17 protein-coding genes and 1 pseudogene are annotated in these 21,089 nt (G+C 74.6%); 9 read left to right on the plus strand and 9 right to left on the minus strand.

Going from position 1 to position 21,089, the window contains the following annotated elements:
- Nucleotides 1–19: 19 nt before the first annotated feature.
- Entirely contained in the window at nt 20–1,843 is a 1,824-nt protein-coding gene (locus tag SJY06_RS10735; protein WP_380167379.1) for a phospho-sugar mutase, read from the minus strand.
- Entirely contained in the window at nt 1,840–2,736 is an 897-nt protein-coding gene (locus SJY06_RS10740; protein WP_380167381.1) for a purine-nucleoside phosphorylase, read from the minus strand. Before SJY06_RS10740 ends, SJY06_RS10735 begins: the two co-directional genes overlap by 4 nt.
- A gap of 36 nt (nt 2,737–2,772) precedes the next feature.
- Here SJY06_RS10740 and SJY06_RS10745 point away from each other — a divergent pair, with 36 nt between their 5' ends.
- Nucleotides 2,773–4,011, plus strand: a complete 1,239-nt coding sequence (locus SJY06_RS10745; RefSeq protein WP_380167383.1) for a DUF418 domain-containing protein — start codon at nt 2,773–2,775, stop codon at nt 4,009–4,011.
- On the opposite strand, the gene SJY06_RS10750 is transcribed toward SJY06_RS10745, so the two are convergent.
- Nucleotides 3,966–4,418, minus strand: a complete 453-nt coding sequence (locus SJY06_RS10750) for a gamma-glutamylcyclotransferase (RefSeq protein ID WP_380167385.1) — start codon at nt 4,416–4,418, stop codon at nt 3,966–3,968. The genes SJY06_RS10745 and SJY06_RS10750 overlap by 46 nt on opposite strands.
- A gap of 77 nt (nt 4,419–4,495) precedes the next feature.
- Between SJY06_RS10750 and SJY06_RS10755 the strand changes: the two genes are divergently transcribed.
- Nucleotides 4,496–5,902 carry an NAD(P)H-quinone dehydrogenase gene (locus tag SJY06_RS10755; protein ID WP_380169696.1) on the plus strand — a complete coding sequence of 469 codons (1,407 nt, stop codon included), beginning with the start codon at nt 4,496–4,498 and terminating at the stop codon, nt 5,900–5,902.
- A 79-nt stretch (nt 5,903–5,981) separates the two neighbouring features.
- Here the strand turns inward: SJY06_RS10755 and SJY06_RS10760 are convergent, their stop codons facing one another.
- Together SJY06_RS10760 and SJY06_RS10765 are read right to left on the minus strand one after the other, a co-directional pair.
- The gene (locus SJY06_RS10760; RefSeq protein ID WP_380167387.1) at nt 5,982–6,848 is read right to left on the minus strand and encodes a sugar phosphate isomerase/epimerase family protein; all 867 of its coding nucleotides are present in this window, start codon (nt 6,846–6,848) and stop codon (nt 5,982–5,984) included.
- Between the two features lie 190 nt (nt 6,849–7,038).
- A complete protein-coding gene (locus tag SJY06_RS10765; RefSeq protein WP_380167389.1) occupies nt 7,039–8,841 on the minus strand; it encodes a biotin carboxylase N-terminal domain-containing protein in 1,803 nt (600 codons plus the stop codon).
- A 317-nt stretch (nt 8,842–9,158) separates the two neighbouring features.
- Between SJY06_RS10765 and SJY06_RS10770 the strand changes: the two genes are divergently transcribed.
- The 4 genes and pseudogenes from SJY06_RS10770 to SJY06_RS10785 form a co-directional block, all read left to right on the plus strand.
- A complete protein-coding gene (locus tag SJY06_RS10770) occupies nt 9,159–10,430 on the plus strand; it encodes an extracellular solute-binding protein (RefSeq protein ID WP_380167390.1) in 1,272 nt (423 codons plus the stop codon).
- Nucleotides 10,427–11,374 (plus strand): carbohydrate ABC transporter permease, encoded by a 948-nt coding sequence (locus SJY06_RS10775; RefSeq protein ID WP_380167392.1) that lies wholly within the window; start codon nt 10,427–10,429, stop codon nt 11,372–11,374. The genes SJY06_RS10770 and SJY06_RS10775 overlap by 4 nt, the downstream gene beginning before the upstream one ends.
- 4 nt (nt 11,375–11,378) lie before the next feature.
- Nucleotides 11,379–12,221, plus strand: a complete 843-nt coding sequence (locus tag SJY06_RS10780; protein WP_380167394.1) for a carbohydrate ABC transporter permease — start codon at nt 11,379–11,381, stop codon at nt 12,219–12,221.
- A 12-nt stretch (nt 12,222–12,233) separates the two neighbouring features.
- Nucleotides 12,234–13,379, plus strand: a pseudogene (locus SJY06_RS10785) (ABC transporter ATP-binding protein); the annotation flags it as partial.
- A 192-nt stretch (nt 13,380–13,571) separates the two neighbouring features.
- Here SJY06_RS10785 and SJY06_RS10790 read toward each other — a convergent pair.
- The 4 genes from SJY06_RS10790 to pta are packed head-to-tail and all read right to left on the minus strand — an operon-like array spanning nt 13,572 to nt 17,793.
- Entirely contained in the window at nt 13,572–13,916 is a 345-nt protein-coding gene (locus SJY06_RS10790; RefSeq protein ID WP_380167396.1) for a winged helix-turn-helix domain-containing protein, read from the minus strand.
- Nucleotides 13,913–14,416, minus strand: a complete 504-nt coding sequence (locus SJY06_RS10795) for a hypothetical protein (RefSeq protein WP_380167398.1) — start codon at nt 14,414–14,416, stop codon at nt 13,913–13,915. Before SJY06_RS10795 ends, SJY06_RS10790 begins: the two co-directional genes overlap by 4 nt.
- Nucleotides 14,417–14,470: 54 nt before the next feature.
- Nucleotides 14,471–15,685, minus strand: a complete 1,215-nt coding sequence (locus SJY06_RS10800; RefSeq protein ID WP_380167400.1) for an acetate/propionate family kinase — start codon at nt 15,683–15,685, stop codon at nt 14,471–14,473.
- Nucleotides 15,682–17,793 (minus strand): phosphate acetyltransferase, encoded by a 2,112-nt coding sequence (gene pta / locus SJY06_RS10805; RefSeq protein ID WP_380167402.1) that lies wholly within the window; start codon nt 17,791–17,793, stop codon nt 15,682–15,684. Before pta ends, SJY06_RS10800 begins: the two co-directional genes overlap by 4 nt.
- 83 nt (nt 17,794–17,876) lie before the next feature.
- On the opposite strand from pta, the gene SJY06_RS10810 reads away from it, so the two are divergent.
- The 3 genes from SJY06_RS10810 to SJY06_RS10820 all read left to right on the plus strand — a co-directional run bounded on the left by SJY06_RS10810 (nt 17,877) and on the right by SJY06_RS10820 (nt 21,086).
- On the plus strand, nt 17,877–19,055 hold the full coding sequence (locus SJY06_RS10810; RefSeq protein WP_380167404.1) for an acyl-CoA dehydrogenase family protein: 1,179 nt from the start codon (nt 17,877–17,879) through the stop codon (nt 19,053–19,055).
- Nucleotides 19,052–20,608 carry an acyl-CoA carboxylase subunit beta gene (locus SJY06_RS10815; protein WP_380167406.1) on the plus strand — a complete coding sequence of 519 codons (1,557 nt, stop codon included), beginning with the start codon at nt 19,052–19,054 and terminating at the stop codon, nt 20,606–20,608. The genes SJY06_RS10810 and SJY06_RS10815 overlap by 4 nt, the downstream gene beginning before the upstream one ends.
- 109 nt (nt 20,609–20,717) lie before the next feature.
- Nucleotides 20,718–21,086 (plus strand): VOC family protein, encoded by a 369-nt coding sequence (locus SJY06_RS10820; RefSeq protein WP_380167408.1) that lies wholly within the window; start codon nt 20,718–20,720, stop codon nt 21,084–21,086.
- Nucleotides 21,087–21,089: the final 3 nt, after the last annotated feature.

Consider the following 21,089-nt stretch of genomic DNA (forward strand, 5'->3'; position numbering starts at 1 on the left):
ACGGCCCGTCCCGTCGGGCTCAGCCGGTCTGCAGCAGCGCGCGGACCTGCTCCTGCAGGGCGGCCATGCGCTGGTTCGCGGCGACCCGGGCGGCGGGCAGGTCCTGCCCCGCCGGCACGACGACCTCCAGGTAGGCCTTGAGCTTGGGCTCGGTCCCCGAGGGCCGTACGACCACACGGGCCGCGCGCTCGGCCCGCAGCCGCACCCCCGTCGTGGCGGGCAGCCCGTCCACCCCCAGCGACAGGTCCTCCACGGTCGAGACCGGCACCCCGGCCAGGTCGGCCGGCGGGTCGGCCAGCAGCCCGGCCAGCACGGGGCCGACCACCGACATGTCGGCCAGGCGCAGCGTCACCGGCGCGGTGACGTGCACGCCATGGGTCCGGGCCAGGTCGTCCAGGGCGTCCAGCAGGCTGCGGCCCCGGGCCCGCAGCACCGCCGCCAGCTCGGCCACGAGCAGGGCCGCGGTCAGCCCGTCCTTGTCGCGCACCAGCCGCGGGGCCACGCAGTAGCCGATGGCCTCCTCGTAGCCCATGACCAGGCCCGGCACGCGGGCGATCCACTTGAACCCGGTCAGCGTGGCCGCCGAACGCACGCCGTGCTGCTCCGCCACCCGGTGCAGCAGGGACCCCGAGACGAGCGAGGCCGCGAGCGTCGCCGGCTCGCCGGGGTCCGGCGAGTCGGGGCCCGGGACCCGGGTCAGGACGTGCTCGGCCAGCAGCGCCCCGACCTCGTCCCCGGTCAGCTGGCGCCAGCCCGCGGGGCTGTCGGCCGGGCCGGCGGCGGGGTCGGGCACGGCGACGCTGCAGCGGTCGGCGTCCGGGTCGACGGCCAGCACCAGGTCGGCCGCGGAGCCTGCGGCCAGGGCGAGCGCCAGGTCCAGCGCGCCCTGCTCCTCGGGGTTCGGGAACGGTACCGTCGGGAAGTCGGGGTCGGGCTCCGCCTGCTCGGCGACGCTGCGGACGTCGTCGAACCCGGCGCCGGACAGGACCCGGCCCAGCACGTCGTCGCCGACGCCGTGCATGGCCGTGGTGACCACGCCCAGCTCGCGCGGGCCGGGCGGCAGCAGGGCGACGGCGGCCTCGACGTAGCCGGCGACGACTTCCGGGCCCGCCACCCGCCAGCCGGCCCCGGCCCGGGGGACCTGCCCGGCGGGCGGGGCCGCGGCGATGGCCTCGGCGATGCCGCGGTCGGCGGGCGGGACGATCTGCACGCCCGCCCCCGGACCGGGGGCCGCACGGCCGCCCAGGTAGACCTTGTAGCCGTTGTCGTCCTTGGGGTTGTGGCTCGCGGTCACCATGACCCCGGCGTCCGCACCCAGGCGCAGCACGGTGTGGGCCAGCACGGGGGTGGGCAGGGGCGCCGGCAGCAGCACGACCCGGCAGCCGGCCGCGGTGAGCACGGCGGCCGAGTCCTCGGCGAACGCCCGCGAGCCGCGGCGCGCGTCGAAGCCGACCGCCACCAGGGGAGCGGCCCCCTCGGCCCCGTCGGACCCGTCGGACCCGTCGGACCCGTCGGACCCGTCGGACCCGTCGGACCCGTCGGACCCGTCGGACTGCGCCGCCTCGACCGTGGTGCGCAGCCAGGCGGCGAGACCGGCCGCGGCGCGGACCACGACGGCCCGGTTCATCCGGTTGGGGCCGGGACCCATGGCCCCGCGCAGGCCGGCGGTGCCGAACCCGAGCCCGCCCGTGAACGCGTCTCGCGCCGCCTCGACGGCCGCGTCGGGCGCCTCGGCCAGCGCCCGGGTGGTGGCGGCGTCCGCGGGGTCGACGTCGTCGTCGGCCCAGCGCCGCATGCTCGCCCGCAGCGCCGCCGTCGCCCCCGGTTCGGTGGGGCCGGTCACGACGAGGCGACGAGGTCGACGACGTCGGCCAGCAGCCGGCCGCAGCGCTCGGCGGCGTCCCGGCCGGCCTGCAGCACCTCCTGGTGGTCCAGCGCCTCGCCGGTCGTGCCGGCGGCCAGGTTGGTGACCAGCGACAGGCCCAGCACCTCCAGGCCCAGCGAGCGGGCGGCGACGGTCTCCAGCGCGGTCGACATCCCGACCAGCTGACCGCCGAGCACGCCGACCATGGCCACCTCGGCCGGGGTCTCGTACTGCGGGCCGTGCAGCTGGGCGTAGACCCCCTCGGGCAGGCCGGGGTCGACCTGGTGGGCCAGCGCCCGCAGCCGGGGGGAGTAGGCCTCGGTCAGGTCCACGAAGGTCGCGCCCCGCAGCGGGGTGGCCCCGGTCAGGTTGAGGTGGTCGCGCAGCAGGACCGCCGTGCCCGGGCCCCAGTCGACGACCAGGCTGCCGCAGCCGTTGGTCAGCACCACGTGCCGGGCCCCCAGGGCGGCCGCGGTCCGGACCCCGTGGGCGACGGCGTCCACGCCGTGGCCCTCGTACAGGTGGGTGCGGGCGGCGATCAGCAGCACCCGGCGACCGTTGGCGGTGCGGACCACCCGGAGCCGGCCGTGGTGCCCGGCCACGGCGGAGGCCCGGAACCCCGGCACCTCGTCGGCGGGCAGGTCGACGACCACCTCGCCGAGCAGCTCGGCCGCCTGGCCCCAGCCCGACCCCAGCACCACGGCGGTGTCGACGGCGGCGCCCGGCGCCTCGCCGTCCGTCCCGGTCAGGGCCGCGCCGGAGCGCTCCCGGACCACGGCGGCGGCCGCGGCCGCCACCTCCTGCCAACCGCCGTCCGGCCGGTTCCCGTCCTGCCCGCTGGTCTGCCCGCTGGTCTGCCCGGTCGTCTGCACGGCGCGAGACTAGCCCCCGTCCTGAGACCATCTCCTGTGACCTGGAGCAGCCCGGCGGGCCGCCACCACGCGGTGGACGCGACCCGGGGCCTCGCCCTGCTGGGCAGCGCCGTCGCCACGGGCCTGCTGTGGCTGGGGGCCCGTCAGCTCGGCCCGGGCCACCGGCCGGTGGGGGGCACGGACGCGGACCGGCTCGTCGACGGGGTGCTGGCGCTGCTCGTGGACAACCGGGTGCTGGCCGTCTTCGCGCTGCTGCTGGGGCACGGGCTGGCGCTGCGGCTGGCGCGCCACGACGCCGAGACCGCCGCCGCGACCCAGACCGCGACCCAGACCGCGGCGCCGGCCGAGGCGGCGACGAGCGCGGCGGCGCCAGGGGCAGGGGGGCTCGTCCTGCGCCGGGCCGGGCTGCTGGTGCTCGTCGGCGCCGGGCACGCCGTGCTGCTGCTGGACGGCGACGTGCTGGCCGTGCTCGGGGTGGTGCTCGTGCTCGCCTACCCGCTGGTCCGCTCCCGCACCGCCGTGCACGTGCTGGTCGGCCTCCTGGTCGTGCCCGCGCTGCTGGTCCACGGCGTCGTCGACGGGCTGGGCGGGTCGGTGGGCCTGCCGGACCCGCCGTCGGACTACCTGCTGTCGGTGGTCGACCGGGTGGGCACGTGGCTGCTGGCGCTGGTGCTGCTGCCGTTCGCGCAGGCCGGCCTGGTGCTCGCGGCGGTGGCGGGGATCCGGCTGGCCCGGGCCGGCTGGCTGGTGGACCCGGCCGGGCACCGGCGCGGCCTGCTCCTCACCGGCGCCCTGGGCGTCGGGGCCGGGCTGGCCGGGGCGTGGCCGTACGCGCAGGTGGTGGCGGCGGGCCGGACGGGCGACGTGGCCGTCTCGGTCGGGGCCGGCGTGCTGTCCTCGCTCACCGGGCCGGCCGCGGCGCTGGGCGCGGTCTGCCTGTCGGTGCTCGCCTTGTCCGCGCTGCGCGGACGGGGCGTCGGTGGGTTGGACGGCCTGGCCCTGCTCGGGCGACGCAGCCTGCCGGTGTACCTCGCGCACTCGGCCGTGCTGGCCCTGGTGCTGGCGCCGTGGGCGGGCGGCGCCGGCAACCGGTGGGGCAGCGCGGCGGTCGCGGCCCTGGGGGCCGGGCTGTGGCTGCTGGCCCTGCTCGTGGCCACGGTCGCCGCCCGTCGCGCGGGTCGAACGGGTGGACCGGACGGCCCGGCGGGCACGGACGGTCCGGGCGGGGCTCAGCCCACCGACCGGCAGGGCCTGGCCCGCAGCTCGGCCACGTAGTCCGCCGGCGCCCCGCCCGCCTCGGCCGCGTCGGCGACCAGGCCCAAGGTCATGGCGCTGGGCAGCCCGCCCTCGTAGGCCTGCAGCACGTACAGGAACGCCGGCCGCTCGCCCTCGAGCGTCTGCACCCGCACCGTGATCCGGGCGAACAGGCCGGTCGAGGCGCCCTCCCACTCGTCGAGCCCGGCCTCGTCCTCGGGGGCGACCTCGTACAGCACGACGTAGACGGCGTCGGTGGGGTCGGGGGACTCGGCCACCGTGGCCAGCGGCCCGTCCCAGCCGTGCTCCTCCCCGCCGAAGGTCAGGCGCCAGCCGAGCAGCCAGCCCGAGTCCCGCACGGGCGAGCGCGGCGCGCGCTCGGCCATCCGGTCCGGGTCGAGGTTGCCCGCGTAGGCCGCGTAGAGCACCCGCGGAGCGTAGCGGGCATCCCGGGCACCGGACCGGTGCCGGACGGCGGGCCTGGGACACTGGCCCGGTGACTGGTATGCCGCACCGACCTCAGCAGCGTCTCGTCGTCGTCGGGGGTGGACCGGGCGGGTACGAGGCCGCCCTGGTGGCCGCCCAGCTCGGCGCGGACGTGACGGTCGTGGACACCGACGGGCTCGGGGGCTCCGCGGTGCTCACCGACTGCGTGCCCAGCAAGACCCTGATCGCCACCAGCGAGGTGATGACGCAGGTGGACGGCTCGGCGGAGCTGGGGGTGCGCTACGCCAGCACGCAGGCCTCCGGCGAGCACGTCGGGGTCGACCTGCAGGTGGTCAACAACCGCGTCAAGCAGCTGGCGCACGCCCAGTCCGGCGACATCCGGGCGGCGCTGGCCGCCGCCGGGGTCCGGCTGGTCGCGGGGCTGGGCCGGCTCGTGCCGGGCGGGGTCGAGGTGACCGGTGGCTCGGGCGTGCGGACGCTGCCCGCGGACGCCGTGCTGCTGGCCCTGGGGGCCACGCCGCGCCGGCTGGAGACGTCGATGCCCGACGGCGAGCGGATCCTGGACTGGCGCCAGCTGTACGACCTGCGCGAGCTGCCGGAGCACCTGGTCGTCGTGGGCTCGGGCGTGACGGGCGCGGAGTTCGCCTCCGCCTACCGGGCCCTGGGCAGCGAGGTGACGCTGATCTCCAGCCGCGACCGGGTCCTGCCCGGCGAGGACGCCGACGCGGCCAGGGTGCTGGAGGACGCGTTCCGCCGCCGCGGCATGAAGGTGATGTCCCGCTCGCGCGCCGAGAACGTGCGCCGCGAGGGCGCCGGGGTCGTCGTCACGCTCTCCGACGGCTCGACCGTGGCCGGCAGCCACTGCCTGATGGCCGTCGGCTCCATCCCCAACACGGCCGGCATCGGGTTGGAGGAGGCCGGCGTCGAGCTGTCGCCGTCGGGGCACGTGGTCACCGACCGGGTCTCGCGCACGTCGGTGCCGGGCATCTACGCCGCAGGCGACTGCACCGGGGTCTTGGCGCTCGCGTCGGTCGCGGCCATGCAGGGCCGGATCGCCATGCGTCACCTGCTGGGCGACAGCGTCCGGCCGCTGTCGCTCAAGACGGTCTCCAGCAACATCTTCACCGCCCCCGAGATCGCCACGGTCGGCTGGACCCAGTCCCAGCTGGACTCCGGCGAGGCCCAGGGCGTGGGCGTGATGCTGCCGCTGGCGACCAACCCCCGCGCCAAGATGCAGGGCGTCACCGAGGGGTTCGTCAAGCTGTTCGCCCGGACCGGGTCGGGCACCGTCATCGGCGGCGTCGTGGTCGGCCCGCGCGCCAGCGAGCTCATCTTCCCGGTCACGCTGGCCGTGGAGCACCGGCTGACCGTCGACGACGTGGCGCGCTCGTTCACGGTGTACCCGAGCCTGTCCGGCTCGATCGCGGAGGCCGCCCGTCAGCTGCACCCGGCCCCGCTGGCCTGAGACGACGAGGGCCCCCGCACCGGTCCGACCGGTGCGGGGGCCCCGCGGCGGGCTCGGGCCCGCCGCTACGTGCCGGGAGTCAGAACCTGACGTCGCGCAGGTAGTCGATGCCCGTGCGGGCGAACTCCAGCGGGTCGGCGGGCTGGTCGTTCTCGACGATGTACTCGATGACTCCGGACAGGCGCTGCTCGCTGAAGATCGACGGGAAGTCGATCGTGCCCTCGCCCGGGTCGGCGAAGAAGCCGGCCTCGTCGCGGTCCTTGACGTGGAACTGCAGGAACCGGCGCGGGTCGCGGCGGAACACCTCGACGGGGTCCTGGCCGCCGGTGACGGCCCAGTACAGGTCGAGCTGCATGTGGACCACGCGGTCGTCGGTCTCGGTGAGCAGCACGTCGTAGGCCTGCACCCCGTTCTCCTCGACCTCGAACTCCAGCGCGTGGTTGTGGTAGCCGTAGCGGATGCCCGCGGCCTGGCACGCCTCGCCGACCGGGTTGAGGTCGGCCGCGAGCGCGCGCCACTCGTCGAGGGTCTGGTAGGCGGCGTAGGGGAAGTTGACGAACCGGGCGCCCAGCGCGCCGGCCTCGTCGGCCACGGCCTGCGGGTCGAGGTTGCCGATGTGGGCGCTGCTGGCGCGCAGCCCGACCCGGTCGAGCATCGCCTTGAACGCGGTCGGGGTCATGCCGTAGGTGCCGGCGGCCTCGACCTTGACGAAGCCCATCTCGGCGAGCGTCTCCAGGACCACCTCGGCGGTGCTGGCGTCGGTCATGATGCTGCGCAGGCTGTACAGCTGGATGGAGATCGCGCCGCGCGGCACGCCGTTGCGGCCGCGGGTGGTGCGCCCGGTGGCGGCGTGGGCCGGGGCGACGGCGCTCGCGGCGCCGATGCCACCGATGGCGGCGACGGTGGCTGCGCGCAGGAACGCGCGACGGTCCGGGGTCATGGTCATGGGGGCCAACTCTCTGCCGTGCGGTCGGACGCCGCTGGACCGGCTGGCCGGCGACACCTGTGTCACCGGCGGTCGTCACCGAGGCGGGCGGGACCCGTCCTCGCGACGACCGATATGGACGTTATATGCCTTCAGCCGCACAGTCCACATCCTCCGCAAGCCACCTGCGAAAGTCCGGCCCGGGAGCGGCTCAGGCGATCTCGCAGACCACGGCCCCGGCCGTGACCGTGCCCCCGACCTGCACCGCGAGGCCGCGGACGGTGCCGCTGCGGTGGGCCGTCAGGGGCTGCTCCATCTTCATGGCCTCCAGCACGGCCACCAGGTCGCCCTCGGCCACCTCGTCGCCGTCGGCCACGACCACCTTGACCACCGTGGCCTGCATCGGGCTGGTCAGCGCCTCGCCGGACACGGCCGCGGTGCCCGAGCCCTTGCGGCTGCGCCGGGGGGCCCGCCCGAGGCCCGCCGCCACCGGCGCGGGGGCGGCCAGCGAGGCCGGCAGCACGACCTCGACGCGCCGGCCGTCCACCTCCACCACGACGCGGCTGCGCTCCGGGGCCGCCTCCTGCTCGCCCGCCGCCGCGGGCGGGGTCCACGCGGGCAGGGTGTTGTCGAACTCGGTCTCGATCCACCGGGTGTGCACGGTGAACGGGGTGCCGTCCTCGGCCGGGGCGAACGCCGGGTCGGACACGACGGCCCGGTGGAAGGGCAGCACGGTGGGCAGGCCCTCGACGACGAACTCGGCCAGCGCGCGCCGGGAGCGCTCCAGCGCCTGCCGCCGGGAGGCACCGGTGACGACGAGCTTGGCCAGCATGGAGTCGAAGCCGCCGCCGACGAGGCTGCCGGCCACGACGCCGGAGTCCAGGCGCACGCCGGGACCGCTGGGCGGCTGCCAGACGTCGACCGGGCCGGGCTGCGGCAGGAAGCCGCGACCGGCGTCCTCGCCGTTTATGCGGAACTCGATGGAGTGCCCGCGGACCTCGGGGTCGTCGTAGCCCAGCGGCTCGCCCGCCGCGATCCGCAGCTGTTCGCGGACCAGGTCGATGCCCGTGACCTCTTCGGACACGCAGTGCTCGACCTGCAGGCGGGTGTTGACCTCGAGGAAGCTGATGGTGCCGTCCTGGCCGACGAGGAACTCGCAGGTGCCGGCGCCGACGTAGCCGGCCTCGCGCAGGATGGCCTTGCTGGCCGCGTACAGCTGGGCGTTCTGCTCCTCGCTCAGGAACGGCGCCGGGGCCTCCTCGACCAGCTTCTGGTGCCGGCGCTGCAGCGAGCAGTCGCGGGTGGACACCACGACCACGCCGCCGTGGGCGTCGGCCAGGCACTGCGTCTCGACGTGGCGCGGTCGGTCCAGGTACCGCTCGACGAAGCACTCGCCGCGGCCGAACGCGCCGACGGCCTCGCGGGTGGCCGACTCGAACAGCTCGGGCACCTCCTCCAGGGTGCGGGCGACTTTGAGGCCGCGCCCGCCGCCCCCGAAGGCGGCCTTGATGGCCACGGGCAGGCCGTGCTCGCGGGCGAAGGCCACCACCTCCTCGGCGTCGGCCACCGGGTCGGCGGTGCCGGCCACCAGCGGGGCGCCCGCCCGGGCGGCGATGTGCCGGGCCGACACCTTGTCGCCGAGGTCGCGGATGGCCTGCGGCGGCGGGCCGATCCACACCAGCCCGGCGTCGATGACGGCCTGGGCGAACTCGGCGTTCTCCGCCAGGAACCCGTAGCCGGGGTGGACCGCGTCGGCGTCGGCCTTGGCCGCGACGGCGAGCAGCTTGTCGATGTCGAGGTACGTCTCGGCCGACGTCGAGCCACCCAGGGCGAAAGCCTCGTCGGCGACGCGGACGTGCAGCGCGTCCGCGTCCGGGTCGGCGTAGACCGCCACGGAGCGCAGGCCGTGGTCGGCGCAGGCCCGGGCCACGCGGACGGCGATCTCGCCCCGGTTGGCGATGAGGACGGTGCGCAGCGGACGGGGGGACTCGGAGGTGGACATCGTCGTAGACATCGCTGCGGAGCCTAGTCCTGAACGGGGCTGGTCCGGCTCCGGCACGAGCCCGTCAGGTGGGGGGGTCGCCCCGAGTTGCGGCGGTACGGCCCGGGGACGAAGGTGGCCGACCACCGGGGTGGGTGCCCGCGACGAGGCGACGTCCCCGCGCCGGTGCAGCGAAGACGTCCCGACGACGAGGTCGGGCGGGGAGGAGTCTGCGGATGGCTGTCGGCGACCCACGGCACAACGGTGCGCCACGACCGGCGGGTGAGCCGACGCCGGGCGGTGCGAGACGGTCGGGGCGACGACGACGGCGACGCGCCGCCCTGGGCGCGGTGGTCCTGCTGCCCGGGCTGCTCGTGGCCTGCGGCGACGGCGACGCCTCGTCGGCCACGACCCTGACCTGGTACACGATCCCCGACAACGGCGGGCAGGGTCAGGTCGCGGCGGCGTGCAGCGAGGCCTCCGGCGGGGCCTACTCGATCCGGACCGCGAGCCTGCCGAGCGACGCCGACGCCCAGCGCGAGCAGCTCATCCGCCGGCTGGCCGCCAACGACAGCTCGATCGACCTGATGAGCCTGGACCCGCCGTTCATCCCCGAGTTCTCCGAGGCCGGGTTCATCGCCGACCTGCCGGACGACCTGGCGGACACCCTCACCGAGGACGTCTTCGACGCCGCGGTCGAGAGCGCGACCTGGAAGGACCAGCTCGTCGCGGCGCCGATGTGGACCAACACGCAGCTGCTCTGGTACCGCACGTCGGTGGCCGAGGAGGCCCGGCTCGACCTGGATGCGCTGGAGGCGGGCGAGGTCACCTGGGAGCAGGTCATCACCGCCGCGGAGGACACCGGCACCACGATCTCGGTGCAGGCCAACCGCTACGAGGGCTACACGGTGTGGATCAACGCCCTGATCGAGGGCGCGGGCGGGCAGGTGCTCACCAACCCGGAGGCCGACGTCGACGACCTCGAGCTGGGGCTGGAGAGCGAGGCGGTGACCGCCGCCGCCCAGGTCATCCGCGACAGCGTGGACGCCGGCGTCGTCGGCCCGGCCGTGTCGACCTCGACGGAGGAGGAGGCGCTGGCCCTGTTCCAGCAGGACGCCAGCGGCTTCATGGTCAACTGGCCGTACGTCTACGAGGCGTTCAACGGCGCCGTCGAGTCGGGGGCGCTGGAGCAGGAGTTCCTCGACGACCTGGCGTGGACCACGTACCCCCGCACGGTGGAGGGCGAGGAGTCCGCACCGCCGTTCGGCGGTGGCGCGGTCGGCGTGGGCGCCTTCGCCGAGGACCCCGAGCTGGCCCTCGAGGCGCTGCAGTGCCTGGTCAGCCCCGAGAGCCAGCAGCTGCTGTGGTCGGTCAACGGCGTCCCGGCGGCGACGCGGTCGGTGTACGAGGACCCCGAGATCCAGGAGCAGTTCCCGGCCGCCGAGGCCATCGGCGAGTCGATGGAGAACGCCCGGCCGCGGCCCCTGACGCCGTACTACGGCGAGGTGTCGCAGTCCCTGCAGCGCACCTGGCACCCGCCGGGCGACATCGACCCGGCCTCGGCCCCGCAGGAGGCCGCCGACCTGATCCGGGGCGTGCTCGCGAAGGAGGACCTGCTGTGACCGCCGTGGAGACCCGCCCCGCGCCGACCGGTGCCGACGACGTCGTCGACAAGGGCCGGGCGCGGGCCAGCGACCGGGTGCGGGCCGAGCGACGGCTGGGCTGGATGCTCGCCGGGCCCGCGTTCTTCGTGATGCTGGCCGTCACCCTGTACCCGATCCTGCAGGCCACCTACGACTCGCTCTTCGACTACCGGCTCACCGACCCGGACAACCGGTCGTTCGTCGGCCTGCGCAACTACTGGGTCATCCTCACCGACCAGATCTGGTGGCAGGCCTTCGCCGTCACGGTCCTCATCACGGTGGTCACGGTGGTCGTCGAGCTGGTGCTCGGCTTCGCGCTCGCGATGGTCATGCACAAGGTGCTGACGCGGCTGCGGCCGTTCGTGCGGGCCGCGATCCTCATCCCCTACGCGATCATCACGGTGGTCTCGGCCTTCGCGTGGCAGTACGCGTTCGCCATCGAGACCGGGTTCGTCAACACCTGGCTCGGGCTGGGCAACGTGGACTGGTTCGGGGAGTTCGGCACGGCGATCGTCGTCATCTGCCTGTCGGAGATCTGGAAGACGACGCCGTTCATCTCGCTGCTGCTGCTGGCCGGGCTCGCCCAGGTGCCGGAGGACATGCAGGAGGCGGCCAAGGTCGACGGCGCCACCTGGTGGGAACGCTTCCGCCGGGTGACGGTGCCGGCCATGAAGGCCTCGATCATGGTGGCGCTGCTGTTCCGCACCCTCGACGCGTTCCGGGTCTTCGACAACATCTTCATCATGACCAACGGGGCCCAGGGCACCGCGTCGGTGTCGATCCTCGCCTACCGCCAGACCATCAGCCGGGTCGAGATCGGCCTGGGCAGCGCGGTCTCGGTCCTGCTGTTCCTGTCGGTGCTGCTGATCGCGATCGGGTTCATCAAGGGCTTCAAGGTCGACCTGGCCCGAGGGAAGGGGTGAGGAGATGACCAAGCTGTCCACCCGCGAGCGGGTGCTCTGGTACGTCGCGGCCGCGGTGATCATGCTGTACGCGCTGTTCCCCGTGGCCTGGATCGTGTCGCTGTCGCTCAAGGCGCCGAACGACCTGACCAACCAGCAGTTCCTGCCGACGGACGTGTCGTTCGAGAACTACGAGCAGATCCTGCTCGGCGACGCCCGCGACCTGTTCCTGCCGGCGCTGCGCAACTCCGTCGTGGTGGCGGGGCTGGCCACGCTGCTGGCGGTCGTGCTGGCCACGTTCTGCGCCTACGCCATCGCCCGGCTCGACTTCCCGGGCAAGAAGCTGATCCTCGCCTCGGCGCTGGGGGTGTCGATCTTCCCCGTCATCAGCCTGGTGACGCCGCTGTTCAACGTGTGGCGGACGATCGGGCTCTACGACACCATCCCCGGCCTGGTCATCCCGTACATGGCGCTGACCCTGCCGCTGTCGATCTGGGTGCTGTCCGCGTTCTTCCGCGAGATCCCGTGGGAGCTCGAGCAGGCCGCCCAGATGGACGGGGCGACGACGTGGCAGGCGTTCCGCCGCGTCATCGTGCCGCTGGCCGCGCCGGGGGTGTTCACCACCGCGATCATCGCGTTCTTCATCGCGTGGAACGACTTCGTCTTCGGCATCTCGCTGACGTCGACCAACGCGGCCCGACCCGTGCCCGCCGCCCTGGCGTTCTTCACGGGCGAGTCGCAGTTCGTCGAGCCGACCGGGGCGGTGTCCGCGGCCGCCGTCGTGGTGACCGTGCCCGTCGTCGTGCTCGTGCTCGTCTTCCAGCGCCGGATCGTGTCCGGCCTCACGTCCGGCGCCGTCAAGGGATAGGTAGGAGACACCATGGCTGAGATCACGCTCAACAAGATCGTCAAGGTCTACGGCGACGGGTTCAAGGCCGTCAGCGACGTCGACCTCGACATCCGCGACGGCGAGTTCGTCATCCTCGTGGGGCCGTCCGGGTCCGGGAAGTCCACGCTGCTGCGGATGATCGCCGGGCTGGAGGACATCACCGACGGCGACCTGACCATCGGTGGCCAGCGCGTCAACGACAAGGCCCCGCGCGAGCGCGGCCTGGCGATGGTGTTCCAGAACTACGCGCTGTACCCGCACCTGACGGTGTTCGAGAACATGGCCTTCCCGCTGCGCCTGGCGAAGCACAAGCGCAAGGAGGCCGACGTCAAGGCGGCGGTGGACAAGGCCGCGGCGCTGCTGGAGCTCACCGAGCACCTGGACCGCAAGCCGGCCAACCTGTCCGGCGGGCAGCGCCAGCGCGTCGCCATGGGCCGCGCCCTGGTCCGCGAGGCCAACGCGTTCCTGTTCGACGAGCCGCTGTCCAACCTCGACGCCAAGCTGCGCGGGCAGATGCGCACCGAGATCGCCCGCATCCAGCGCCAGCTGGGCACCACCACGGTGTACGTCACCCACGACCAGACCGAGGCGATGACCCTGGGCGACCGGGTCGCGGTCCTGCGCCGCGGCGTGCTGCAGCAGGTGGCCAGCCCGCGCGAGCTCTACGAGCAGCCGGTCAACCTGTTCGTGGCCGGGTTCATCGGCTCACCGCCGATGAACTTCCTGCCCGGCACCCTCGAGGGCCGCACGCTCAAGCTGCCCTTCTTCGACCTCGAGCTGTCCGAGGAGGTCGTGGCCAAGGTGCAGGGCCGGGACGTCCTCATCGCCGGGGTGCGGCCGGAGTACTTCGAGGACGCCTCGCAGGCCGAGCGCGAGGGCGGGGCCACGTTCTCCGCCGACGTCGACGTCACCGAGTGGCTCGGCGACGAGCTGTACGCCTACCTGCCCTTCGCCGCCGACGGGGCGGTCCGCGACCAGCTGGAGGAGCTCGACCGCGAGCTGGACGGCGAGGGGATGCGGACCCAGCTGGTGGTCGCCCTGGACGGGCAGAGCCGGATCCGGGACGGGCAGCGCGCCGACCTGTGGCTGGACACCTCGCGGATCCACGTCTTCGACCCCGAGACCGGCGAGAACCTGACGCGTGACGCCGAGGCCGCCAAGCGGCTGGGGGAGGAGTCGGAGCAGGCCCGGCAGGCGTCCCTGGAGCGGGAGCAGGAGCGGGCCGGCGGCGGGTCGTCCGGGCCGCGCGGGGCCTCCGGGCCGGCCGGCGCGGACAGCGTCGACCTGCGCGAGCAGGAGCGCAGCCGGGCCTGAGCCGGCGGGCTCGGCTCAGGGCCCGTCGGCGATGGCGGCGAGCGCGGCCCGGTGCCGGGCGAACGCCTCCCGGCCCGCGTCGGTGGCACGGACCCAGGTGCGTGCGCGCCGGCCCTCGGCCACCTTGTCGATGCGCAGGTAGCCCGCCTCGTCCAGCGAGGTCAGCTGCTTGCTGAGCACGGAGTCGCTGACCTGCAGCGCGTCCCGCACGTAGGCGAACGCCACCTTCTCCACCGACACCGCGACGGCCAGCACCGAGAACCGCACGCCGTGCAGGAGCAGCGGGTCCAGGTCGTGGCGCGGGTGCGGGGCGGTCGCCTCGTCCGTGCCCGGCGGGGTCTGGCCTCCGGCGCCGCTCACGCCAGCGACCGGTGGACGCGCAGCGCCGAGAGCAGCAGCGGCAGCGGCACCACCAGCGCCGCCAGCACCCAGGCCGCCACCGGCAGCCCCAGGCCCAGGCCGAGGAACAGCGCCGCGGCGTACAGCAGCCCGGTGCCGACCCAGCCCGGCACGTAGGTCCGACCCCGCAGCGCACCCTGCACCGGGCGGCGGGTCGCCCACACGACCATGACCACCACGAACACCGCCCAGGCGGCGATCAGAGCCAGCGTCCACCACAGGCTCTCGGCGCCGTCCTGCGGGCCCAGGCCCAGCAGCAGGGTCATGGCGCCGAACCCGACGCCGAAGACGGCCATGTAGCGGGCGTACCAACGGCCGGCGTGCCGGGTGCGGGAGGCCAGCTCGTCCGCCTGGCGCAGGGTGTCCCCGGCGTCGCGACTGGTCGTCGGGCTGGTGGTGGGACTCGTGGTGGGGTCCGTCTCGGGGCTGGTCTCGGTCGGGGTGCGTCGCTCGTCTCTCATGACCTCACCATGGCACATGGTTTCCAAATTGGAAACCATGTGCGCGACAGCCCGTCAGCCGGTGAGCAGCTCGACCGCCTGCCGGGCGATCTCACCCTCCTCGTCGGTGGGCACCACCAGCGCGGCCACCGCGCTGTCGTCCCGGCTCACCGGCTGCACCGGCGGCCCTGCGGGGGTGACAGCCCCGTTCCGGTCGACGTCCAGCCGGACACCGAGCACCTCGAGCCCGTCGAGGACGCTCGCGCGCATGTCGACGTCGTGCTCACCGACCCCGGCCGTCAGGACGACGGCGTCCAGCCCGCCCAGGGCCACGGCGTAGGCCCCGACGAAGGACCTGATCCGGTAGGCGTACAGCTCGAGCGCCCCGGCCGCGGCCGCGTCACCGGCCCGGGCCAGGCGACGCACGTCGCGCAGGTCGGACTCGCCCGTCAGCCCGAGCAGGCCGGAGGCCCGGTTGAGCTGCTCCTCGACCACGTCCCCGGTCAGGTCCGCCACCCGGTGCAGGTGCCCGGCCAGGGCCGGGTCCACGTCCCCGCTGCGCGTGCCCATGACCAGGCCCGCGAGGGGCGTCAGGCCCATCGAGGTGTCGATGCTGCGCCCGCCCAGCACCGCGCAGGCGCTGGCCCCGTTGCCCAGGTGCAGCACCACGACGCGGGAGGCGGCGGGGTCGACCCCGCGCTCACGCGTCAGCCACGCCGCCGCCGTGCGCGAGACGTAGGCGTGGGACGTGCCGTGGAAGCCGTAGCGGCGCACGCCGTGCTCCTCGCGCCAGCGCCTCGGCACGGCGTAGGTGCGGGCGACGTCGGGCAGGTCGGCGTGGAACGCGGTGTCGAACACCGCGACGTGCGGCACGTCGCCGAAGCGCTCCTGCGCCGCGCGGATGCCGGCGACGTTGACCGGGTTGTGCAGCGGGGCGAGCACCGACAGCCGCTCGACCTCCGCCAGCACGGCCTCGTCGACGACCACGGGGCCGGAGAACGACTCCCCGCCGTGCACCACCCGGTGCCCGACCGCCTGCAGGTCCGCACGGACGTCGGGGCCGTGCGCGGCGAACGCGTCGGCGACCGCGACCAGGGCCTGGGTGTGGTCGGCGGCGGCGACGGCCCCCTCGTGGCTGTCGCCGTCCACCACGTGCCGCAGCGTCGCGGCGCCCGAGCCGACGCGCTCGACGACACCGTGGGCCAGCACCGTGGCGGGGCCGTCGCCGTGCGGGTCGACGAGGGCGTACTTGACCGACGAGGAGCCGGCGTTGACGACCAGCACGCTCACGAGGACTCCTCGGTGGCCCGCACCTGCGCCTGCACCGCGGTCACCGCGACCGTGGTGGCGATGTCCTCGACCGTGGCGCCCCGGGACAGGTCGTTGACCGGCTTGTTGAGGCCCTGCAGGACGGGCCCAACGGCGGTCGCGCCGGCCGAGCGCTGCACGGCCTTGTAGGTGTTGTTGCCGGTGTTCAGGTCGGGGAAGACGAGGACGGTGGCGCGGCCGGCGACGTCGGAGCCCGGCAGCTTGCTCGCCGCCACCGCCGGGTCGACCGCGGCGTCGTACTGCAGCGGCCCCTCCACCAGCAGGTCGGGTCGCCGTTCGCGCACCAGCTCGGTGGCCTCCCGGACCCGGTCGACGTCGGCACCGCTGCCGGAGCTGCCGGTGGAGTACGACAGCATCGCGACGCGGGCCTGCACCCCGAAGGCCTCGGCGGTCCCGGCCGAGCTGATGGCGATGTCGGCCAGCTGCTCGGCGTCGGGGCTGGGGACGACGGCGCAGTCGCCGTAGACCAGCACCTTGTCGGGCAGCAGCATGAAGAACACGCTGGACACCACCGACGTGCCGGGCCGGGTGCGGATGATCTCGAACGCCGGGCGGATGGTGTGGGCCGTGGTGTGGGCCGCGCCGGACACCATGCCGTCGGCCTCGTCGAGGTGCACCATCAGCGTGCCGAAGTACGACACGTCGGCGACGGTGTCGTGGGCCATGGCCGGCGTGACGCCGCGGTGGGCCCGCAGCTCGGCGTAGACCTCCGCGTAGCGCTCGCGGCGCTCGTCGGTGGACGGGTCCACGACCTGGGCCTCGCCGATGTCCGCCCCCGCGGCGGTGGCCGCCGCCGCGACTTCGTCCACGTCGCCCAGCAGCACGACGTCGGCGACCCCGCGCCGCAGCACGGTGGCCGCGGCGCGGAGCACGCGCGGGTCGGTGCCCTCGGGCAGCACGATCCGACGGCGGTCGGACCGGGCCCGCTCGTACAGGTCGTGGGTGAACATCACGGGGGTCACGATGTCCGTCGGCGACAGCGCCAGCCGGTCCAGCCACGCCTCGGCCGGGACGTGCTCGCCGGCCAGGTGCAGGGCGGCCTCGATCTTGCGGTGCGAGCCCGCGCGCATCCGCCCGCGCAGCCCGGCGGCGACCGTGGCGACCTCGAAGGTCGAGCCCTGGGCCAGCACCACCGGGGGAGCGGGGCTGAACCCGGCCATCAGGCGGGCGGTCACCGGGTCGGGGGCGAACCCGCCGGTGAGCACCAGGCCGGACGGGCTGGGGAAGGTGTCGGCGCGGGCGGCGGCGAGCGTGCCGACCAGGACGTCGGAGCGGTCGCCGGGGACGATGACGACGGCCTGGTCGACGAGCCGCTCCAGCAGGTGCGGCAGGGTCATGGCGGCCACCATCACGTCGACCGCGGCCCGGTCCAGCTCCTCGTCGGCCCCGCTCAGCAGCCGCGCGCCGACCGCCTCGGCGATCTGGCGCAGGGTGGGGGCGGCCAGCAGCGGCAGCTCCGGCACGACCGCCACCGGCACGTCCAGGTCGCGCGAGGCGACCACGTCGTCGGCCACGGCCCGGACGGCGTCCAGGTCGTCGGGGTCGCAGCGGTTGGCGACGAGGCCGATGACCGGGGTGTGCCGGGCGAGCAACGAGTCCAGCGCGTGCTCGGCGGCGGCCCGCACGGCCTCCACCGGGCGCACGCCGTCGCGGTCGCGGCCGGTGACCACGGCCACGACCGGGGCGGCCAGGTCCTGGGCCAGGTCGATGTTGCGGGCCAGCTCGCTGGCCGCGCCGACGTCGGTGAAGTCGCTGCCGACCACCAGCACGGCGTCGTGCTCGGCCGCCAGGCGCCGGAAGCGGCCGACGATGGTGGCCCGCGTGGCGTCCGGGTCGGCGTGGTGCTCCTCGTAGGTCACGCCCACGCACTCCGACGCGGCCGGGCGCGCGCCCTCGGGCAGGCGCGAGAGCAGCAGGTCGACGATGAAGTCGCTCTCGCCGTCACGGGTCACGGGACGGAAGACCGCCGGGCGGGGGACCCGTCGGGCCATGGCGTCGAACAACGCCAGCGCCAGCGCGGACTTGCCGCTGTCGGCCTCGGTGCTCATCAGGAACAGGGCGCTGGACATGCCCCCACGCTAACGACGTGCGGGCCGGTTAGGCTCCCTGGCGGAGCGGCCACCACCCCTCGGCCGCCCAGGAGGAGCGACCGATGACGTTCGCGCTTGCGGATCACCACGAGGATCTGCGTGCTGTCGTCCGAGACTTCGCAGCGGCCGAGATCGCGCCGCACATCGCGAAGTGGGACGAGACCCACCACTTCCCCGCCCACCTCGTCCCCAAGATGGGCGAGCTGGGCCTGTTCTCGCTCGTCGTGCCCGAGGCCTACGGCGGCGCGGGCGGTGACTTCACCAGCCTGTGCGTGGCCATCGAGGAGCTCGGCTACGTCGACCAGTCCGCCGGCATCACGCTGAGCGCAGGGGTCGGCCTGGGCATCAACCCGATCCTCACGTACGGCACCGACGCCCAGCGCGAGCGGTGGCTGCCGGACCTGGTCGAGGGCCGCGCGCTGGCCGCGTTCGGCCTGACCGAGCCCGAGGCCGGCTCCGACGCCGGGGCCACCCGGACCAAGGCGCAGCTGGTCGACGGCGAGTGGGTCGTCGACGGGGCCAAGAGCTACATCACCAACTCCGGCACGGAGCTGACCAGCGTGGTCACCGTGACCGCGCGCACCGGCACCCGTGAGGACGGCAGCCCGGAGATCAGCGCCATCACGATCCCGGCCGGCACCGACGGCTTCGTGGTCGAGCAGGCCTACCGCAAGCTCGGCTGGAACTCCTCCGACACCCACGGCTTGGCCTTCAAGGGCTGCCGCGTGCCCGAGGACCACCTGCTCGGTGAGCGGGGCGCGGGGTTCAAGCAGTTCCTGGCCATCCTCGACGACGGCCGCATCGCCATCAGCGCGCTGGCACTGGGCTCGGCGCGGGCCTGCCTCGACCTCGCGACGGAGTACGCCAAGACGCGCGTCGCGTTCGGCTCGCCCATCGGGCGCAACCAGGGCGTGGCGTTCCCGCTCGCCGACCTGTCGGTGGCGGTCGAGGCCGGGCACCTGCTGACCTACCGGGCCGCGTGGCTCAAGGACGAGCAGGCCGCCGGTCGGGCGACGGCGAAGCAGGTCAAGGCCGCCGCGGCCAAGGCCAAGCTCCACACCTCGACCGTGGCCATGGACGCCGCGCGGGTCGCGACCCAGGTGTTCGGCGGCGCGGGCTTCATGGAGGAGTACCCGGTGGCCCGGTTCTACCGCGACGCCAAGATCCTCGAGATCGGGGAGGGCACCAGCGAGGTCCAGCGCCTCGTGCTGGCCCGCGGCCTCGGCCTGCCGGTGGCATGAGCGAGGGCTTCTCCGACTGGCTCGAGCAGGCCCAGCAGGCCACGGCCGCCCCCGACGACAAGGGGGCGGCCCGGCTCGCCGCTGCGGGCAAGCTGGCCGTGCGGGAGCGCGTCGACCTGCTGTGCGACCCGGGCTCGTTCGTCGAGGACGGCCGGCTGGCCAACGCGGTGACGACGGTGGCCAAGCGGGAGGCGGGCGGCAGCGGGCTGCCGGCCGACGGTGTGGTCACCGGCCGCGGCACCGTCGACGGCCGCCCCGTGGTGGTCGTGGCCAACGACCCGACCGTCAAGGCCGGCTCCTGGGGGGCGCGGACGGTCGAGAAGATGGTCCGCGCCACCGAGACCGCGCTGCGCGAGGAGCTGCCGATCGTCTGGCTGGTCGACTCCGCCGGCGCCCGGATCACCGACCAGGTCGAGCTGTTCCCGGGCCGGCGCGGCGCGGGGCGGATCTTCCACAACCAGGTGGCGCTGTCGGGGCGCGTGCCGCAGGTCTGCTGCCTGTTCGGTCCGTCCGCCGCGGGCGGGGCCTACGTGCCGTCGTTCTGCGACATCGTGATCATGGTCGAGGGGAACGCCAGCATGTACCTGGGCTCGCCCCGCATGGCCGAGATGGTCGTGGGCGAGAAGGTCGACCTGGAGCAGATGGGCGGCGCCCGGATGCACTGCACGGTGTCCGGCTGCGGCGACGTGCTGGCCTCCGACGACGCCGACGCCATCGAGCAGGCCCGGCTGTACCTGTCGTACCTGCCGCGCACCTGGCGCGAGGACCCGCCCACCTACACCGCCGAGCCGCCCGCGCGGGAGCTCCGCACCGGGGACGTGCCGGCGCGGGAGTCCGAGCCGTTCGACGTGCACGGCGTGATCGACGCCCTGGTCGACGGGGACAGCTTCTTCGAGGTGAAGGAGCTGTTCGCGCCGGAGCTCGTCGTGGGGTTCGGACGGCTCGACGGGCGCAGCGTCGGGATCGTGGCCAACAACTCCGCCGTCAAGGGCGGGGTGCTGTTCGGGGACAGCGCCGACAAGGCGGCGCGGTTCATCCTGCTGTGCGACGCGTTCAACGTGCCGCTGGTCTACCTGGCCGACGTGCCCGGGTTCATGATCGGCAGCGACGTGGAGCGCGCCGGCATCATCCGCCACGGCGCCAAGATGGTGGCCGCGGTGTCCGAGGCCACGGTGCCGCAGGTGAGCGTCGTGCTCCGCAAGGCCTACGGGGCGGGGCTCTACGCCATGGCCGGCCCCGGTTTCGCCCCCAACGCGTGCGTCGCGCTGCCCACGGCGGCCATCGCCGTGATGGGCCCGGAGGCCGCGGTCAACGCCGTCTACGCCAACCGGATCGCGGCCATCGAGGACGAGGCGGAGCGAGAGGCGTTCGTCGCGGCCCGCAGGGCGGAGTACCTGGCCGACGTCGACCTGCGCCGGCTCGCCTCCGACCTGGTGATCGATGCCGTGGTCGAGCCGGAGGACCTGCGGGACGACCTGGTGCGGCGGCTGGCCTACGGCTCACGGAGCCGGCGGGAGTTCTCGGACCGGCGCCACGCCGTCTGGCCCGTCTGAGGCGACCCCGGGGGCGAGCCGGGAGCCAGGCCGAGCCGGGAGCAGGCCGAGCGCGGCGCTGCGCCGGTCGTACGCCGGGTCGTGCGGTCCCTGGTCTGCCGGGTGACCGATGAGTACGACGGTCGGGAGCCGTCAGCACCGCATGACGTTCACGTACGTGCTCGCCGGTCAGGTCGTCACCGACCTGGCCTTGGCCGAGCCCTGGTACCGGTCGCTGTTCGACCGGGAGCCCGACGCCCGCCCCATGGCCGGGCTGCTGGAGTGGCACCTGTCCGGCGGGTCCGGGGTGCAGGTGTGGCAGGACCCCGACCGCGCCGGTCACTCGTCCGTGGTGCTGGGCAGCGACGACCTCGACACCGAGGCCCTGCGCCTCACCGCGGGGGGACTGGAGCACGGCGGACCCGAGCCGGGAGGCGGGGCCCGCCTGCTGCGACTCATGGACCCCGACGGCAACAGCGTCGTCCTCCTGGGGGAGTAGCCC

Source organism: Jannaschia sp. R86511, from assembly GCF_042466345.1.
Taxonomy (GTDB): Bacteria; Actinomycetota; Actinomycetes; order Actinomycetales; family JBBAYJ01; genus Aquipuribacter.

Bases quoted from the DNA above. Each gene is read 5' to 3' on its own strand.
- SJY06_RS10755 (WP_380169696.1), top strand. From the start codon at position 4,496: ATGCCGCACCGACCTCAGCAGCGTCTCGTCGTCGTCGGGGGTGGACCG.
- SJY06_RS10760 (WP_380167387.1), bottom strand. From the start codon at position 6,848: ATGACCATGACCCCGGACCGTCGCGCGTTCCTGCGCGCAGCCACCGTC.
- SJY06_RS10765 (WP_380167389.1), bottom strand. From the start codon at position 8,841: ATGTCTACGACGATGTCCACCTCCGAGTCCCCCCGTCCGCTGCGCACC.
- SJY06_RS10780 (WP_380167394.1), top strand. From the start codon at position 11,379: ATGACCAAGCTGTCCACCCGCGAGCGGGTGCTCTGGTACGTCGCGGCC.
- SJY06_RS10795 (WP_380167398.1), bottom strand. From the start codon at position 14,416: ATGAGAGACGAGCGACGCACCCCGACCGAGACCAGCCCCGAGACGGAC.
- pta (WP_380167402.1), bottom strand. From the start codon at position 17,793: ATGTCCAGCGCCCTGTTCCTGATGAGCACCGAGGCCGACAGCGGCAAG.
- SJY06_RS10810 (WP_380167404.1), top strand. From the start codon at position 17,877: ATGACGTTCGCGCTTGCGGATCACCACGAGGATCTGCGTGCTGTCGTC.
- SJY06_RS10815 (WP_380167406.1), top strand. From the start codon at position 19,052: ATGAGCGAGGGCTTCTCCGACTGGCTCGAGCAGGCCCAGCAGGCCACG.
- SJY06_RS10820 (WP_380167408.1), top strand. From the start codon at position 20,718: ATGAGTACGACGGTCGGGAGCCGTCAGCACCGCATGACGTTCACGTAC.